17 protein-coding genes and 1 pseudogene are annotated in these 16,261 nt (G+C 38.7%); 6 read left to right on the top strand and 12 right to left on the bottom strand.

Going from position 1 to position 16,261, the window contains the following annotated elements:
- Window positions 1-48 precede the first annotated feature (48 nt).
- Both FTU62_RS03935 and FTU62_RS03930 read left to right on the top strand, forming a co-directional pair.
- The gene (locus FTU62_RS03935; protein ID WP_180101890.1) at window positions 49-531 is read left to right on the top strand and encodes a hypothetical protein; all 483 of its coding nucleotides are present in this window, start codon (window positions 49-51) and stop codon (window positions 529-531) included.
- Window positions 532-866: 335 nt separating this feature from the next.
- Complete coding sequence (locus FTU62_RS03930; RefSeq protein WP_180101889.1) at window positions 867-3,074, top strand: Ig-like domain-containing protein; 2,208 nt, start codon at window positions 867-869, stop codon at window positions 3,072-3,074.
- A 62-nt stretch (window positions 3,075-3,136) separates the two neighbouring features.
- On the opposite strand, the gene FTU62_RS03925 is transcribed toward FTU62_RS03930, so the two are convergent.
- Window positions 3,137-3,766, bottom strand: a complete 630-nt coding sequence (locus FTU62_RS03925; protein ID WP_180076942.1) for a DUF2238 domain-containing protein — start codon at window positions 3,764-3,766, stop codon at window positions 3,137-3,139.
- 212 nt (window positions 3,767-3,978) lie between these two features.
- Here FTU62_RS03925 and FTU62_RS03920 point away from each other — a divergent pair, with 212 nt between their 5' ends.
- Window positions 3,979-4,218 carry a hypothetical protein gene (locus FTU62_RS03920; RefSeq protein ID WP_180023455.1) on the top strand — a complete coding sequence of 80 codons (240 nt, stop codon included), beginning with the start codon at window positions 3,979-3,981 and terminating at the stop codon, window positions 4,216-4,218.
- A 121-nt stretch (window positions 4,219-4,339) separates the two neighbouring features.
- Here the strand turns inward: FTU62_RS03920 and purB are convergent, their stop codons facing one another.
- From purB to FTU62_RS03870, 11 genes and pseudogenes are all read right to left on the bottom strand, one after another.
- Window positions 4,340-5,728, bottom strand: a complete 1,389-nt coding sequence (gene purB, locus FTU62_RS03915; RefSeq protein ID WP_111884214.1) for an adenylosuccinate lyase — start codon at window positions 5,726-5,728, stop codon at window positions 4,340-4,342.
- A gap of 56 nt (window positions 5,729-5,784) precedes the next feature.
- On the bottom strand, window positions 5,785-6,516 hold the full coding sequence (gene hflD, locus FTU62_RS03910) for a high frequency lysogenization protein HflD (RefSeq protein WP_218948575.1): 732 nt from the start codon (window positions 6,514-6,516) through the stop codon (window positions 5,785-5,787).
- A 12-nt stretch (window positions 6,517-6,528) separates the two neighbouring features.
- Window positions 6,529-7,665 carry a tRNA 2-thiouridine(34) synthase MnmA gene (gene mnmA / locus FTU62_RS03905; RefSeq protein ID WP_180035328.1) on the bottom strand — a complete coding sequence of 379 codons (1,137 nt, stop codon included), beginning with the start codon at window positions 7,663-7,665 and terminating at the stop codon, window positions 6,529-6,531.
- Window positions 7,666-7,669: 4 nt separating this feature from the next.
- Window positions 7,670-8,155: an NUDIX hydrolase gene (locus FTU62_RS03900; RefSeq protein ID WP_078190179.1), complete on the bottom strand. Its 486-nt coding sequence runs from the start codon at window positions 8,153-8,155 to the stop codon at window positions 7,670-7,672.
- A 230-nt stretch (window positions 8,156-8,385) separates the two neighbouring features.
- Window positions 8,386-9,018 (bottom strand): hypothetical protein, encoded by a 633-nt coding sequence (locus FTU62_RS03895; RefSeq protein ID WP_180101887.1) that lies wholly within the window; start codon window positions 9,016-9,018, stop codon window positions 8,386-8,388.
- A gap of 400 nt (window positions 9,019-9,418) precedes the next feature.
- Window positions 9,419-9,868, bottom strand: coding sequence for a PAAR domain-containing protein (locus FTU62_RS03890; protein WP_180101886.1), 450 nt, complete (start codon window positions 9,866-9,868; stop codon window positions 9,419-9,421).
- Window positions 9,861-10,309 (bottom strand): annotated as a pseudogene (locus FTU62_RS17345) (PAAR domain-containing protein). The gene FTU62_RS03890 and the pseudogene FTU62_RS17345 overlap by 8 nt, the downstream one beginning before the upstream one ends.
- Before the next feature lie 194 nt (window positions 10,310-10,503).
- Complete coding sequence (locus FTU62_RS03885; protein ID WP_111884219.1) at window positions 10,504-11,034, bottom strand: gamma carbonic anhydrase family protein; 531 nt, start codon at window positions 11,032-11,034, stop codon at window positions 10,504-10,506.
- A 103-nt stretch (window positions 11,035-11,137) separates the two neighbouring features.
- Window positions 11,138-12,286, bottom strand: coding sequence for a D-alanyl-D-alanine carboxypeptidase PBP5/6 (dacC, locus tag FTU62_RS03880; protein ID WP_111884220.1), 1,149 nt, complete (start codon window positions 12,284-12,286; stop codon window positions 11,138-11,140).
- Between the two features lie 118 nt (window positions 12,287-12,404).
- The gene (locus FTU62_RS03875) at window positions 12,405-12,791 is read right to left on the bottom strand and encodes an MCR_0457 family protein (protein WP_111884221.1); all 387 of its coding nucleotides are present in this window, start codon (window positions 12,789-12,791) and stop codon (window positions 12,405-12,407) included.
- 227 nt (window positions 12,792-13,018) lie between these two features.
- Window positions 13,019-13,393 carry an MCR_0457 family protein gene (locus tag FTU62_RS03870; RefSeq protein WP_180101885.1) on the bottom strand — a complete coding sequence of 125 codons (375 nt, stop codon included), beginning with the start codon at window positions 13,391-13,393 and terminating at the stop codon, window positions 13,019-13,021.
- Between the two features lie 116 nt (window positions 13,394-13,509).
- Here FTU62_RS03870 and surE point away from each other — a divergent pair, with 116 nt between their 5' ends.
- From surE to FTU62_RS03855, 3 genes are all read left to right on the top strand, one after another.
- On the top strand, window positions 13,510-14,283 hold the full coding sequence (surE, locus tag FTU62_RS03865; protein WP_111884223.1) for a 5'/3'-nucleotidase SurE: 774 nt from the start codon (window positions 13,510-13,512) through the stop codon (window positions 14,281-14,283).
- Window positions 14,284-14,397: 114 nt separating this feature from the next.
- Entirely contained in the window at window positions 14,398-15,228 is an 831-nt protein-coding gene (locus tag FTU62_RS03860; protein ID WP_078191836.1) for a peptidoglycan DD-metalloendopeptidase family protein, read from the top strand.
- Window positions 15,229-15,320: 92 nt separating this feature from the next.
- Window positions 15,321-16,250: a LysR family transcriptional regulator gene (locus FTU62_RS03855; protein ID WP_111884224.1), complete on the top strand. Its 930-nt coding sequence runs from the start codon at window positions 15,321-15,323 to the stop codon at window positions 16,248-16,250.
- The last annotated feature ends 11 nt before the right edge of the window (window positions 16,251-16,261 follow it).

Here is a 16,261-nt window from a genome sequence, read left to right as displayed (position 1 = left end):
TTTCTCAAATAAAGGGCTTTAAAACTGAAATCTGTATTTAATTTTCGTTTGATATTATTATTTTTTATCCTTACTTCTTTTTTAGTTTTTAACTATATTTCTAATAATCAGCAGTCTGAGGAAATTAAAATAACGGATAGCCAACACCCAATAAATTTAGAATTGAAGCAAAAGGCCCAAGAAATTTTTGGCAATATTCTTATATTGGAAGGAAGTTATAGTTCTTACTCCTCGCATGATGTACTTTATAGTATCCCTTATAAAGATTTCAGTATCGCTGATTTTTTAATTTATCATGATGAAATTTTGAAGAAAAACGAATGGGTTTTTCTGAAAAAAATGGCCCAGTCATATATTTATTGTCAAAATCGTCGCCAGTTAGAGATTATTCCCCCGAAGATATTAATTAAAAATGTAGATAATGAAGAGGGGGATATCATTAGACAATTGGATGAAGAATGGAATATTAATTTTTATCATACAAGAAATAGCCATTTTAGTCAGTGTTCGAAACATGATAATTCTCATTAATGAAATAAATAATACGGTTCTTTTTTGTTTAATTATAATGTGTGAGTAATTATTCTGGGACTGGAAGAGTGCTCCTAGTAAAAATAGCATTTTAGGTAGTTAGAAGCTTATCTTTTAGCATATGTTGTCTTTTTAAACCTCATATTTTTATGAGTCTAGAAGATTACCCAATACTTAGTAATACGAATCAACTCATATATTACATTGGCTTTTTCTATGCCAAAATTACTCAATAAATAATTATATATTAGGGTTTGTCTGTTCAGCACCAATTTGATAAGGTACTTAACTAATTATTTATTAGATGTTTATTACATAATAACACTGAGGGAAAAATGACAAAAATTGTCGTGATATCGAAGAAAGATCAAACGATTTTAAAAGAAACTCAGGCCACAAAAATACAAATATCTCAACCGTCCGTTATTCAGTTAGAACTTAGGCCAGCCGATATTCAGTCGATCCATCGAGTCGGAAATCAATGTGTGATTACCCTGAAAAATGGTCAAAAAATCGTGATTGATCATTTTTATACAGATGACTTTAGCTCTGATAATTCTTTGGTTTTACATAGTGGGCCAGAGCAATTTGAGCTAGTCGAAATGGATGTCGATGGCAAAACGGTGAGTTATCGTTCAGTGAATGAATTTGCGCAGCCTTTATCTGCATCGACACAGTTAAATCAGGCGACAACACCTGCTCAAGCTACGGAAGTTGCAAGTGAAGATGATGGTTCGCCATCGCTACTTAAGGCGGGATTGGCGATCTTAGGTGCAGAAGCGGTATATCTTCTGGCTTTTGACAAAGAAGATGATAAATCTTCTAGCAATGACAAAACAGCCCCAAGTACGCCAACAGGAAGTTTTGATAGTGACGGAAAAGTGGTATCAGGCAAAGCGGAAGCTGGCGCAACGGTTTATATCGTAGATGCGAAAGGCAATACGATTGGTCAATCTAAAGCAGATGCCGATGGCAACTATAAAATTACTTTAGATGATGCGATTACAGACGGCAATCGCGTAATTTTGTACGCGAAAGACAAGGCGGGAAATAGTTCACAATCGACGATATTGACGGGTAGTAAAGATACAATTTCGCCGGACGCGGCAAATGCACAAGTGGATGAAAGCGGTAAGTTTGTCTCTGGTTTTGCCGAAGCGGGTGCAAAAGTTTATGTTTATGCTGCAGATGGCACAACGCTTTTAGGTGGGCCTGTGACTGCGGCAAGTGATGGCAATTTCTCCATTGCATTAAGTAATACTTTACAAGCAGGTGAGACGGCTAAAGTCATTGTAGAAGATAAAGCCGGCAACAAATCTGAAGTGCAGTCAGTTGAGATGGGCAAAGATACGCTTCGACCTGATCAACCTAAGATTGAAGTGAATAAAGCCGGAACTGAACTGGTTGGTACGGCTGAAGCTAACAGCACCATTCAAATATTAGACGCAAATTCACAAGTCATCGCCACCACTACAGTAGATGCAAATGGTCAATTTAAAATTACATTGTCCCCAGCTCTATCGGACAGTAATCAGGCAACCATGATTGTGGTTGATGCAGCAGGCAATCAATCGATACCGTTAAATGTTACTGCTGGAACGGATAATATGGCACCCGTTGCACCAACAGCAACAATCAATACAGATGGTACAGAAGTGTCGGGAAGTGCGGAAATTGGTGCCAAAATTACCATTAAAAACAGTGCAGTAAATACGCTTGGTACCGCAACTGTAGGTGATGATGGTCGCTATACGGTTAAATTAAGCAGCGCAGTAACAGATAATAATGTTGTCCAAGTGACTGCGACAGATGCCGCTGGCAATAGCTCAAAGAGCTCGCAAGTGATTGGTACAAAGGACACCATTGCACCATCTGCGCCAACATTGACGACGGTGTATGATGATCGCGAGACTACAAAGCTCACCATTAAACAGGGGGAGAGCACTCAAGATTCAACCCCAAGTTTTGAAGGCAAATGTGAGACCAATGCCACGATTACCATTTATAAAAATGGCGTCGCAGTAGCAACCGTCAAAGCAGATACCAGTGGAAAATGGTTGTATACACCAGAGTCTGATTTAGCTGCAGGCAAGTACAGTTATAGTTTTACCCAAACGGATGCGGCTGGAAATACCAGTGCCAAAAGCTCAGCATTTGATTTTACAGTTGAAGCGATGACAGTTGCTAAAGCGAGTTTATTCTTGATCTCAGAAGAGCAGGCTTCGAATGAATTACATGATCAAGCATCAGTGTTAACTGATGATAATACTGTGTTTGATGTACTTGCGCAGCACAGTGTGTCGGGCTTTGGCTTAAACGAAATAAGCTCTTTTATTTCTGATGATCAAATCGATTTGAACAGCTTATTGAGCAATCAAGAGCCAAACAATGCTCTTGATGTAATATCAGATGATTCATCTTATTTAAATGCGTCCATCAATCCTGTATCGGGTGGGACAGCAGTTTCGAATGCAGCGTTCCAAACAGCATGGGGCACATTAGATCCGTTAGATCAATCCTTAAATGTGCTACCACTCTATTAATTATTAATACATCCATTCATGAATATAGCGATAAAAAAGCACTCGGATGAGTGCTTTTTTATTTAAGATTTTTTCAGATTGAAATATAAAAGGCCGCCAGTGATCATCGCACCAAATGTTGCAAGCAGCATATCTTTATGCGCATCCCAAATATCACCTTGTTGCCCATTGTAATTTTCAGCGTCCTCTGGTGATAAGCCAATGGCAATCAGCCATTCGATCCATTCATAAAATAAACTGGTCGCCATGACGAATTGTACGACCAATAAAAAGAGTGTTCCGGCTTTCAACTGCGGTAGCCAGATTTGAAATATGCGATAAAAGAACGGGTAGAGCAGCAATCCATAGGCAAGATGTACAAGCCGATCATACATGTTCCGACTCCATCCCATGCTTTGATCAAGGTTGAAACCGAGGAGAGCTTGTGTCCATTCAGAATAGGGTACATAAGAATATAAATAATGGGCACCGATGACATGAATCAGTAAAAAGCCAAGATACAGACAAACTGTTCTGAAAGTTAGTCCTATTTTATAGAGGAAAACGAGCAGCACGATCAGCATAAACGCTGTGCCGATTTGATGGAGGATATACGCTTCCATTTCTAAAGGTTGGATACTGGCGATCACAATGGCAAGCGTTAATAACGCAAAAGCTAAGATGTGCTTAAGTTTTAATTTGAAATCAATCATGAAAAGGCAAAGCTCAAAATTTTTATCGGTGTGCAGTGGTTATAATTCGCGGCAAGTATAGCCATAATGCGATGAAAAGTGTTAGTTAGACGGCGCTAGAATTTGTGCATTATTTTTTCAAATGTCATCAGTTCGCTACTAGGGATAAGTATTTTCAAAAAGATTGTATTAAACTCAGATGAATATCGATGTTTAAGTATTTGGAAGTAACTATGGCCGTTGTTGAGGCATTTATTGCGACTCAAAATTGTTATTTTAACTATGAGTTTGAAGAACTTAATTTAACAGATGATTTTCCAGAAGAGCTCTCTGTATCTTTGCGCGGCATGATGTTTCGCCATGAGATTCAATATCCCGATGCCACATATTATGTTTATTATTCAGATGTTTTAACAGGCTGTGAATTACAACGGATGAAAGATGATTGGGCGAAATATTGCCCTGCAGAATAAAATTACGTCTAAATTTTCTAACTCCTTGCGGAGCATGCTCTTCATCCCAAAGGGAGTAGGAGTATATAGGTGGAAACAAAAAACGAGGCATGATGCCTCGTTTTTTTTGATCTATCTAAAATTAGATTTTAGAAATAAGATCTTTAATGTTTGCTGCTTGAGTTGATGCATTACCTGTATATGTTGCAGGTGTCATTTCTGCAAGACGTGCACGGTCAGCAGCTGGAACAGCTTCTAATTCGTTACCATTTACGAAATCAACCATCATTTCGCGAGTCATTGCTTGACCACGAGTGAGGGCTTTAAGTTTTTCGTATGGTTTTTCAACTGCATAACGACGCATAACAGTTTGAATCGGTTCAGCAAGCACTTCTTGAGCATGGTCGAGGTCTTCTAGAATACGTTGAGCATTCAACTCAAGTTTGCCAATACCTTTAGAACAAGCTTCAAATGCAATCAAGCTTTGTGCAAAACCAACACCCATGTTACGAAGCACAGTTGAGTCAGTTAAGTCACGCTGCCAACGAGATACAGGAAGTTTTTCACCAAGGTGAGCCAATACCGCATTCGCAATACCCAAGTTACCTTCTGAGTTTTCGAAGTCAATTGGATTAACTTTATGTGGCATTGTTGAAGAACCAACTTCGCCTTCTTTCAAACGTTGTTTGAAGAAACCAAGTGAGATATAGCCCCAAACGTCACGGTTAAAGTCGATCAAAATCGTATTGAAACGACGTAGCGCATCAAAAAGTTCCGCCATGTAGTCATGTGGTTCGATTTGAGTGGTGTACGGGTTAAATTTTAAGCCTAAAGATTCAACAAATGCTTGTGAATGCGCAGGCCAGTTAATTTCAGGGTAAGCAGAGTAGTGCGCGTTGTAGTTACCTACTGCACCATTGATTTTACCAAGTAATTCAACTTGTTTGAATTGTTTGATTTGACGTGCAAGGCGGTAAGCCACGTTCGCCATTTCTTTACCCAAAGTTGTTGGGCTTGCAGTTTGACCATGTGTACGAGACAACATTGGTTGTTCAGCGTGTTGTTCAGCCAAAGCAACGATTGAATCGATGATTTGCTGCATTGCTGCAACTAAAACTTCACGGCCATTTTTAAGCATTAAAGCGTGAGACAAGTTGTTGATGTCTTCTGATGTACATGCAAAGTGAATAAATTCGCCTGCATTTTTAAGCTCATCGATATGTGCGATTTGCTCTTTTAAGAAGTACTCAACGGCTTTTACGTCATGGTTTGTTGTACGTTCAATTTCTTTAATGCGGTTTGCATTGTCTTCAGAGAAGTTCGCAACAATTGCATCAAGCGCAGCGTTAGTTTCAGCACTGAACGCTGGAACCTCAGTGATTTCAGGACGGTTTGCAAGCGCTTGTAACCAACGCACTTCAACAGTCACACGAGCATGGATTAAACCAAACTCAGAGAGGAAGGGACGTAGAGCATCACATTTGCTTGCGTAACGTCCATCTAATGGAGAAAGTGCGGTTAAAGCGTTCATAGCGATTCCTTAAATTTTGGAATTAAACGTAAAACAAAAAGCCCGTACTGCATCAGTTAAACCACCTGATACTGTAAACGGGCAAGATCTTGAATATCTTGTAGTAGCTTGCGCTTACTGAAAATCATACCCCATGAGCTACCACCGAGCTGACGCCATAAATGTGCCATTTGTAAGCCGGTAAATAAGGTGGCGCGAATGCGATTGGTATGAGAGGTGTCTTTAAATGCTTCGGCATTACCACGAACCATAATGCGAGGATTGATCGAACCCGCAGTTTCAATATAGGTTTGCGCTAAATTGGCAATGATACTTGGATGTAAATAATTATTATCGAAAAAGGAAAGCTGTCTTAGGATTTTTTGTTGGGATTGTTCAATGATTTCGACAAATTTGGGATTGCTGTAGACTTTCTTTTCTAACTGCAATAACGCCATCGCATACGTCATGGGTAGCTTGGTATTGGCAAGTTTAGGAAGTCTAGATTTGGGAGATGTATTGAAGGGTTGAGTAATGCTACTTTCTAAGGTCTTTAAACCCAGTGAAATATCCGCCAAACCACTAAAAAAATCGAGCGTCTGACTAGACTGATTCGACTTGGGACGGATATTTAAACTGGCTTTAATGAGATGTTCAAAATAAAAGTTACCGCTTTCCCCGATACTCTGTTGCCCAGTCAATGCAGTCATATGAGTCAGCTGTGTTGCTTGAAATACAGCAGCTAACGCCAATGCACGATTTTGGCGAGTATTCAGAGTCTGAGGCTGTTGAAACGGTAACTCTGTCATCCGAAACAATCCTTATACAATAAAATCCGGTTTAGGCGCATTGGTATGATGAATCACACCGCCACCTAAACAAACTTCACCGGTGTAGAACACCACACTTTGACCCGGTGTAACAGCACGTTGTGGCTCATCGAATTCGACACGCACACCATTTGGCGCTGTAGAGTCTTTAAATAATGTACAGTCTTGGTCAGGCTGACGATAACGAGTTTTCGCTGTGCAGCGGAAACCTGATTCAGGAATCTCTTGTTCACCAGCCACCCAATCAATCGCTTCAGACCATAAAATGGTGCTTTGCATGAGTGGATGTTCATGACCTTGACCAACGACTAGGCGGTTACCTTCGATATCTTTATGCAGTACAAACCAAGCGCCTTCTTCAGCACCTTTTAGACCACCAAGACCGATGCCACCACGTTGGCCGAGCGTATAGTACATTAAGCCGTGATGTTCACCAACCTCTTTACCTGTGTCTAAGACGATTTTTCCGGGTTGAGCAGGTAAATATTGCTTTAAGAAGTCATTAAATCGACGTTCACCAATAAAGCAGATTCCTGTTGAATCTTTTTTCTTCGCGGTGATTAGACCTAATTCTTCAGCGATTTTACGCACTTGTGGTTTTTCAATTTCACCTACAGGGAATAAAGTCTTGTTAATTTCACGACCATGCACTGCATGTAGGAAATAGGTTTGGTCTTTATTTTGATCTACGCCACGCAGTAGAGGTGCATACTCTTCACCACGTGAATTTTTTAGCGTTTCACCACGGCGGCAATAATGGCCTGTCGCAATAAAGTCAGCACCTAAGTTCACAGCATGGTCTAAAAATGCACGGAATTTAATTTCTTTATTGCAGAGAATATCTGGGTTTGGTGTACGACCTGCGGCATATTCTTCTAAGAAATGCTCAAAGACACGGTCCCAATATTCCATCGCAAAGTTTGCGGTATGAAGTTTGATACCAATTTTGTCACAAACAGCTTGAGCATCGGCAAGATCTTCCATTGCCGTACAGTATTCCGTGCCGTCATCTTCTTCCCAGTTTTTCATGAAAAGACCTTCAACTTGATAACCTTGTTGAAGTAAAAGTGCTGCAGATACAGAAGAATCTACACCCCCAGACATACCGACGATGACACGTTGTTGCATAGGATTAAGCATCCAAATTTGAAATTAAGGGAGAATTTTGGTGCTCGTAAATGAGCGATAAAGGAAATTTTTGACCTGAAAGAGCATCTTGCACAGCTTTGATGACTAATGGACTACGCGCACGGGCAGACTCAATGAGTTCATCAAGCGTCATCCATACTGCACCGACAATACCTGTGTCTAATTGTGCATCGGCATGGTGCTGAATGTCTTTAGCTAAGAAACAGAAACGGAAATAAGTACGATCAGGGAACATCGGAGGAGTATAAGTATACATGCCTAGGAGGTTCGTGATTTCTACATCATGACCTGTTTCTTCCATGGTTTCTCGAATGGCGGCTTCAATAATGGTTTCGCCAGCTTCAACATGACCTGCAGGTTGATTAAATACAGTATGGGTCACACCTTCTGTATGTTCTTCAACAAATAGGAATTTTCCGTCTTTTTCAACGACTGTCGCAACAGTGACGTGAGCAGTCCAAGCGGTCATAGAAAAGCACCATGGGGTAAAAACGTTATTCTACAAAATTTAGGGAGCGGTGGCTATGATGGGAGGTGAATTCTTTGGAGAGATATTTTTTAGCGTAGAAATTTATGGAACACTGTTTCATAAATAGGGTTGGAAACAATGAATCATAAAAAGCCCTGAACAGTTGATATAGGCTTTTTTTGTAATATGGATATGATTAATATTAAAAAATAATTAATACATGCACTATTTCAATTGTTACTTTCAATTGCTATTTCATAAGAACCCTGAAATTGGAACTTCATTGTTTCATCTGTAGTCGAGTTAATGAATTTTTCCATTTGTTCTTTATACTCACCATGTCCTGATTTATACATAGCTAATAAATATCCCCATTTAGCATACGGATAAGCTGGATCATCTTTGGGGATAGTCTTTAATTCATTCCTTATACCTTCTGCTACTTTACTCTGACAAGATCGCAGGTCATTTTGCGGATATTTCAAAATTTGCATTAGTTCACAGTGCTTAAATAATTTAGCTTGAGTTGGTCTCTCATTGAGTTGTTTCTTATTTAATTCATAAGCCTCTTGATACATTTCTAAAGAGAGATAAATATTCATTTCTATTTTTTCTCGCTCATTTTGAGCTTGGATTTTTTTTACATCTAATAAAATATTTTTTAATTTTTCTTTAGATTTAAGGTTATGAATGTCTATATCATTCATTAATGTTCTGTATTTTTGGATGATAATATCATCTGATAGGGATTTTTTTTGTTCTTCTACAACTTCATTTTTCTTTGGAATCTCTTGTGCATTAGAGCATCCAGTTATAGTGAAAACTGTACTAAAAAGAATAGTTAAAATTAGATATTTTTTCATGAAATACGTCTAGCAGCCGAAGTTAAAGTGAATGTATGTGTTGTAAATCTTGGATTTGGATAAATTATTCCGCCATCTAATTTGGCTTCATATCCCATTTGCATTTCAACTTTAATTAAAGATAAATTGGGCTCCGGAAGAAGAATTGTTCCTGATCCAACTGGTTCTTTACCCTTTTCAGTATTCCAGACACCATTCCCTATTTCTAAATTTTTTTGTGAGAGTAGTTTAAAATCTCTTGCTTTTTCTCTAAATATTTTTACTGAAACAAAAGGTTTAATTTTAGCATCTCCTTTTAATGGAGGGGCTATATAGGAAACTGTTATAAATAATTCACGACCCTTTAAAATATAGCTAACAATATATTCACAAGTCCCAGAAATAGCTTGAGAAACAACTCCTATCCAACCCTTTTATCCTCATCATAAGGAAGAATTAAATTTTTGAATTTCACGTATTGAGTTCTATTTTGTTCTATATAATAATTTTCATAATTTTCTTTGTTACGGCTAAAATTGTTTGCCAAATTATTACTTTGTTGAGATGTTGTCTGTAAATTTAAGACGGATGAATTACTAGGACCACCACTAGCTCCAACTACATGTACTTGCTTAGGGAGTAAGGTAGCACCACAAGTGAACTTATCGCCTACATATGCTACAGCCTTGCCATCAAAAATAACGTGGTTATTACTTTTAATTAACGTAGACCAAGTTTTACATTTCGGACATGCGAAACCATCTCCAGCACGAAGAAAAAGATTCCCCATCTGTGAACTTCTGAACTGAGAGGATATGACTGTTCCTCCGTGGCTCGTTGTAGACCCATGAATGCCGAATCCTTTAGACATTTTTTGAGTCTCCAATTGTTGTAGTCATAAAGCCTATAGGGGATATCGCATCATGATATAAGCGTAATACATGAGAAGTAATTGGACTATTAATAATTTCATCGCCATTTTCTAAAAATGAACCGATTAGAGCGGCTGATCGACCATCTACATTGAAAAGCGATCCTGCGCCAGAGATAATTTGCTGTTAAACCATCTAAGTATATGGCTTCATCACCTATCAATGCTAATGATATCCCTTGGACTTTAAAAGTATGATTTGATGCCCGAACAAGTCCACCATTTTTAGTTTTTGCACCGTTAAATGCTACATAATATTTTGTGTGAGGCTTATGATTCCAATATAGTTGTTCTGCCTCATGAATTTTTTTTATATCTTCTTTTGAAAGCTTTTGTAGCTGCTCTTTTGGCAGTTGATGCAAAAAAAGTAGGGCTAGTCATACTATGTCCAAATATTGTAATTATATTCGAGCTTAACAAAATAAGATGACTAATAAAATTTGAAAATGTAACTAAGGAAATACTATCTAATTTTATATTTATTCTAATATATGCATTTTAGGTGCAAAACAATAAATAAATTTTTAGCATTGAAATAATGCTTTAATATAAAATTAACCTAAATAAAATCTATTTTATTTATAATTCCCAGACACCTTCACATAATTTTGCGCTGAATAAGGCAAGAACGCTTTTTCTTTATCTGTTAAAGGTCGAACTTTCTTAACGGGACTACCAACATATAAATAACCACTTTCTAGAACCTTATTAGGTGGAACCAGTGAACCAGCACCAATCATCACATCATCTTCAACAATTACATCATCTAAAATAATCGTACCTATACCCACCAAAACACGATTACCAATAGTACAGCCATGCAATTTTACATGATGACCAATTGTGACATCTTCACCAATAATCAGTGGAGAACCCTCAGGCTTATCGGCTTTTTTATGACTCACATGCAACATTGAGTGATCTTGCACATTAGAGTTTTTACCAATACGAATATGGTTTACATCACCACGAATCACAGCAAATGGCCAAACAGAGACATTTTCAGCCAATACAACATCGCCAATCACCACTGACATTTCATCGATATAGCAAGAGTCAGCAATACGTGGAACAGTGTCTAAATAAGGGCGAATGTTTTGGCTCATAGGAAAGTCATCTACAGGTTTTTAGGCAGTATAAAATAAAAAAGCACCTAGACCGAAATCTAGATGCTTTCACTTTAGTCTTAATATCGAGTTTTCATCAAACTTAGAATAAGTTGCTAAAGAATTGTTTGATGTGATCAATCATTTTTGCAAAGAAACCAGCTTCTTCAACATTTTGTAGAGCTACAAGTGGTTTTTCAGCAATGACTTTGCCATTAAGCGTTGCAACGTATTTACCGACCACTTGACCTTGTTTTAAAGGAGCAGTTAATTTTGGTTGAACAACCAATTGAGTTTTAATGGCGTTCGCTTCGCCTTTAGGCATCGTCACGTTAAAGTTTTCAGCTAGACCTACTTGAACTTGATTGTCTTTACCGTACCAAACTTTTGCTTTTGCAAGCACTTGTTTAGCAGGTTGAACTTTTACAGTTTCAAAGTTTGCATAACCCCAAGCTAAAATTTCACGTGTTTGTGATGCACGCTCGTTCATGCTTGGCGCACCAAAAATCACTGAAATTAAACGTAATGGACCACGTTTAGCTGAAGTCGTTAAGCAGTAGCCCGCTTCTTCAGTATGACCAGTTTTTAAACCATCTACACTTGGGTCAGTATAAAGCAGGGCATTACGGTTGCCTTGTTTAATGCCATTGAACGTAAATTCTTTTTCAGAGTAGATTGGATAGTATTTTGAACTGTCATGAATGATATGTTGCGCAAGAGTCGCCATATCTTTGGCAGTCGAGAAATGACCTTCAGCTGGCATACCTGTCGCATTGATGAATTGAGTATTCACCATGCCAATACGTTTCGCTTCTTGGTTCATCATGTGGGCAAAGGTGCCTTCATTGCCAGCAATATGTTCTGCCATAGCTTTAGAAGCGTCATTACCCGACTGAATGATAATGCCACGTAACATTTCTAATGCAGTTGCAGTACCGTTGAGCGGAACGTACATACATGACTCAGTGCTGCTGCCGCGACACCAAGCCGACTCATTCATACGTACTTTTTCATTTTCAGTTAGTTCACCGCTTAATAACTTTTGTTCAATGATGTAACTGGTCATCATTTTTGTCATTGAAGCAGGAGCTAATTTTTCGTTTTCATTTTTAGAAGCAAGGATTTGCCCTGTCTCATAGTCCATCAGCACATAAGATTTATTATTTAATTCAGGTGGTGCAGAAAGGACAGTTGCCGCGAATGAAAAACTAGGTGCAAGTAGTAATGCGGCAAGGGCGGTTTTTCGGGTCATTCTGGGTGGTTCCAATAACTTAGGTATAAGCACAAAGAGCCTAGCATTTTAGGACAAAGCTAGGCGGACTGCTATGGGGTGCAAGCGCTTATTTTAAAAGTATTGTAACCAATTGGTATTATTTGCTGTAAGCAGTCAATTCTTTGCAAATCGCACCATTTTTCTTATCGCCAGCTTTCTTCGCATCAGACTGCGCTTCTTTTAAAGCGTCTTTAAAACTTTTTTGTTTGCTGAGTTGCTGTAAAGCATTTACTGGGTTCTTTTCATTCGGCATATATTCTTTAGCTAATTTTGCATAACCCGCTTCAAACTTTGGTTGATCTTTGTCATTCACCAATTTTGGGCAGACTTCAGATAGTACATAGATAGCTGCAAGTTCTTGACTGGTCACTTGAGGTGTAGGGGTGACTTCAATTTTTTCATCTGCGGCATGTGCAGACATGGTAGTGAAAGCAAAAGCAGAAAGGCTAAGGGCACAAAGAGATTTTACAAAGGAGTTTTTCATTTAAATAACCTGTTAATTACCTAAAAGATATCAAATAGCTAAAATTTATTTGCCTAGCTTAATCGTATTTCTGGTAGAGATCAGTAGAAAATTGTATTGAAGCTGTTTAAAAATCAATACATTGTGAAAGAAAAAAGGATGAGGCTATAAAGCGTCATCCTTTTTTTTGCAGGTTTGATGCAATAAGGACTAACCTATGGAGAGGACGTCCAAAGCTGAATGATCAATTAACCTTCATAACTTAAAACGTCATCACAAACTGATTTTTGCTCAGCTTTATCAGTTTCTTTAGCAGCTTGACGCGCTTCTTCAAGAACTGATTTATATTCGCTGTCAGACTGTAATTTTTCTAATGTCATTGATTTATCAGAATAATCAGCAAGATAAGTTTTAGTGAGTGCTTGAATGTTGGCATCAAATTTTGCATTTTGACCAATAATCGCAGGGCATACTTCTAACATGACTTGTGCAGATGCAATATCTTCTTTTACGATGGTATTGGCTTCTTCTTGAGTGAAGTCATTGTTTGCGACCACAGTTTGAGTCATGCAAGCTGCTAGAGCAAAGCTCAATAAACCACGAAGTGCTACGGTTTTATTCATTTTGTACACACACATTTATGCTGGATGTTGAAATGTAAATATATATAATTATTCATATATTTCAATAAAATGTTCTTGCGAGTCATTTTTAATTTTTTAGTAATGGAAATTTAGTTGTGAATATTTTAATTGCCAATGATGATGGCGTTTTTGCTCCCGGTATCCAAGCTTTAGCACATGCATTGCGTCCTCTCGGTCGTGTGGTGATTGTGGCGCCTGAAAGTGAACGCAGCGGTTTTTCAAGTGCTTTAACTTTAGATCGACCATTACGACCTGTCGAAATTGCACCGAATATGTGGGCGGTAAATGGTACACCTGCGGACTGTGTGTATTTATCAATGAATGGTCTGTTTGATTTTGAATTTGATCTAGTGGTGAGTGGAATCAATAGTGGCGCAAATCTGGGTGATGATGTGCTGTATTCAGGGACAGTGGGTGCGGCATTTGAAGGCCGTTTAATGAAACAACCTGCGCTAGCCGTCTCTTTGGCTGGGCCAAATGTGCGTAGTTATAATAACCCAGAAGATTATGCAGTCGCCGCGCAATGGGTGCATGATTTTATTGCCAATGGACTACCCGCGCTACCTGCACGACATATTTTTAATATTAATATTCCAGATGTTGCTGAACTTCAAGGCACCAAAGTGACCTATCAAGGAAGACGTTTACAGTCCAAACCGATTACCAGTCATGTAGACCCGCGTGGTCGTCAAGTCTATTGGATTGGATTGGCAGGCGAGGCAGTGGCAGAGCCTAAGAAAGGCTTAACCGATATCGAGTCAGATTTTTTTGCCGTGGCAAATGGTTATGTCAGTGTAACGCCTATACAAATGGATGCTACAAACTATGAGATTTTGAATAACTTACACGCAGAGTTATCTAAAATTTAAGTATTAGTGTTATAACTTTGTGAAAATGGTTATGCCGCAACTTTTTTAGAGTGGATTTTTGCTAATCTTAGCCCATTCATAATGACTATATTTGAATTATTAGTGAGGAAGATGATGTCCCTGGTGTCACAATATCGCGTTATTACCGCTCCTGCAGCATTATTTAAGACCCTTGTTTTATCTGCTGCTGTGGTTACAACTTTGGTCATGACTGGCTGTGCGTCAAAACCACAAATTAATAATGCGACCCGTTATGCGACTGCTCCGGATTATTATACAGTTCGTTCGGGAGATACTTTAAGTGGCATCGCAGCTCGCTATGGCTTGAGCTATGTCAGCATCGCAGAAATGAACGATATTGCCCAGCCTTATCGCATCTATGTTGGACAATCCATTCGCCTTAAAAATAGTGGCTCTCGTCGTACGACGTCTACACAAGCCATGACTCAAGCGGCACCAATTCAACGCCAAACGATTGCAATGCCAACGCAAACAGCGCCCGTGACTCAAGCTTCAACCACTCCATCGACAGTGACGCGAACTACAGTTCCAACGCCAGTGGTCAGTTCTTCAAGTTTACGTTGGGTGAGTCCAGTATCGCGTCCTACGGTATTACAAGGCTATAACTTAGCATCGAATGTGAAAGGAACACGTTACGCAGGTAATACAGGTGATCCTATTTTTGCAGCAGCTGATGGTCAAGTGGTCTATGCCGCCGATGGTCTTAAAGAGTACGGCAATTTAATTTTGGTGAAGCATATTAATGGCTATATCACTGCATATGCACATAACAGTAAAATGAATGTCAAAAGTGGCGATACTGTGAAAGCAGGGCAGCAAATTGGTGAGATGGGTTCATCGGGTACCAACCGCACGATGCTTGAGTTCCAAGTGCGTTTAGATGGTAAACCAATCAATCCAACTTCAGTTTTACCAAATAATTAAATATATAATGCAAAAGCAAAATATCCCCGTATAATACAATGAGTTGCTTTTATCGAAAGATGAAGCTTCTCATAAGTTTATGAGGGAAATTTATGTTAGATCAACTTCGAGCAATGGGTGTCTTTGCTTGCGTTGTGGAAAAAAATTCGTTTAGCGGTGCTGCTCGTGAGTTAGGTATTACCACGAGTGCCGTGAGTCAGCAAATCCGCTCACTAGAGCAGGATATGGAAGTCATTCTTTTACATCGTTCAACACGTAAGTTAAGTTTGACAGAAGCTGGACAAGCTTTTTTTCATAGTTGCCAAGAGATGCTATCTGCCGCAGAGCGCGGCAAAATTCGTATCAATGAACTTCGTGACGACTTAGTCGGTGAATTACGTATTGCATCAACACCAGAACTTTGTGCGAATCATGTGATTCCTGCATTGTCACATTGGATGTCGGCACATCGCGGTTTATCCGTTCATCTAGAAGCAGATAATCAATATATCGACTTAATTGATGGCCGCATTGATATTGCGCTACGAATGAGTTCAAAAATTGATGATCAACAGTTTCATGTGGTGCCATTGGCACATGTTGAACAAGTTCTCGTTGCAGCACCAAGCTATATCAACCAAACCAGTTTAATTACACGACCAGAAGATTTACAAAATCATGATATGGTTCAAATAAATTTGGTTAGAAACTTTCAGCATTTTGCATTTGAAAATGCAGTGACTAAAGAGCAGGTTGCATTGGATGTGCACTCCCGATTTACAACAAATAATGTATTTGCTGCAAAAGCAATGTGTCAACAAGGACATGGCATTGCAAGAATATTATATCTAGATACGCAAAAAGACTTATTAAACGGTTCTCTTGTTGAAGTTTTACCAGAATGGCGTTTACCATCATTTACTCTATATGCGGTGATGTCTAAACGTGATCAACAGCCTACTAAAATTCATCGTTGCCTAGATGCATTAAAATTGTATTTCAGTCAATTACCAGGTGGACGTGTATACCAAGAAGCCTCATAAAAACAAAAAAA

The organism is Acinetobacter sp. YH12126, from assembly GCF_013418745.1.
In the GTDB taxonomy this organism is placed as follows: Bacteria; Pseudomonadota; Gammaproteobacteria; order Pseudomonadales; family Moraxellaceae; genus Acinetobacter; species Acinetobacter amyesii.
Note: the sequence above shows the minus strand (reverse complement) of the source record. Positions and strands in the feature narration are given on the sequence as shown.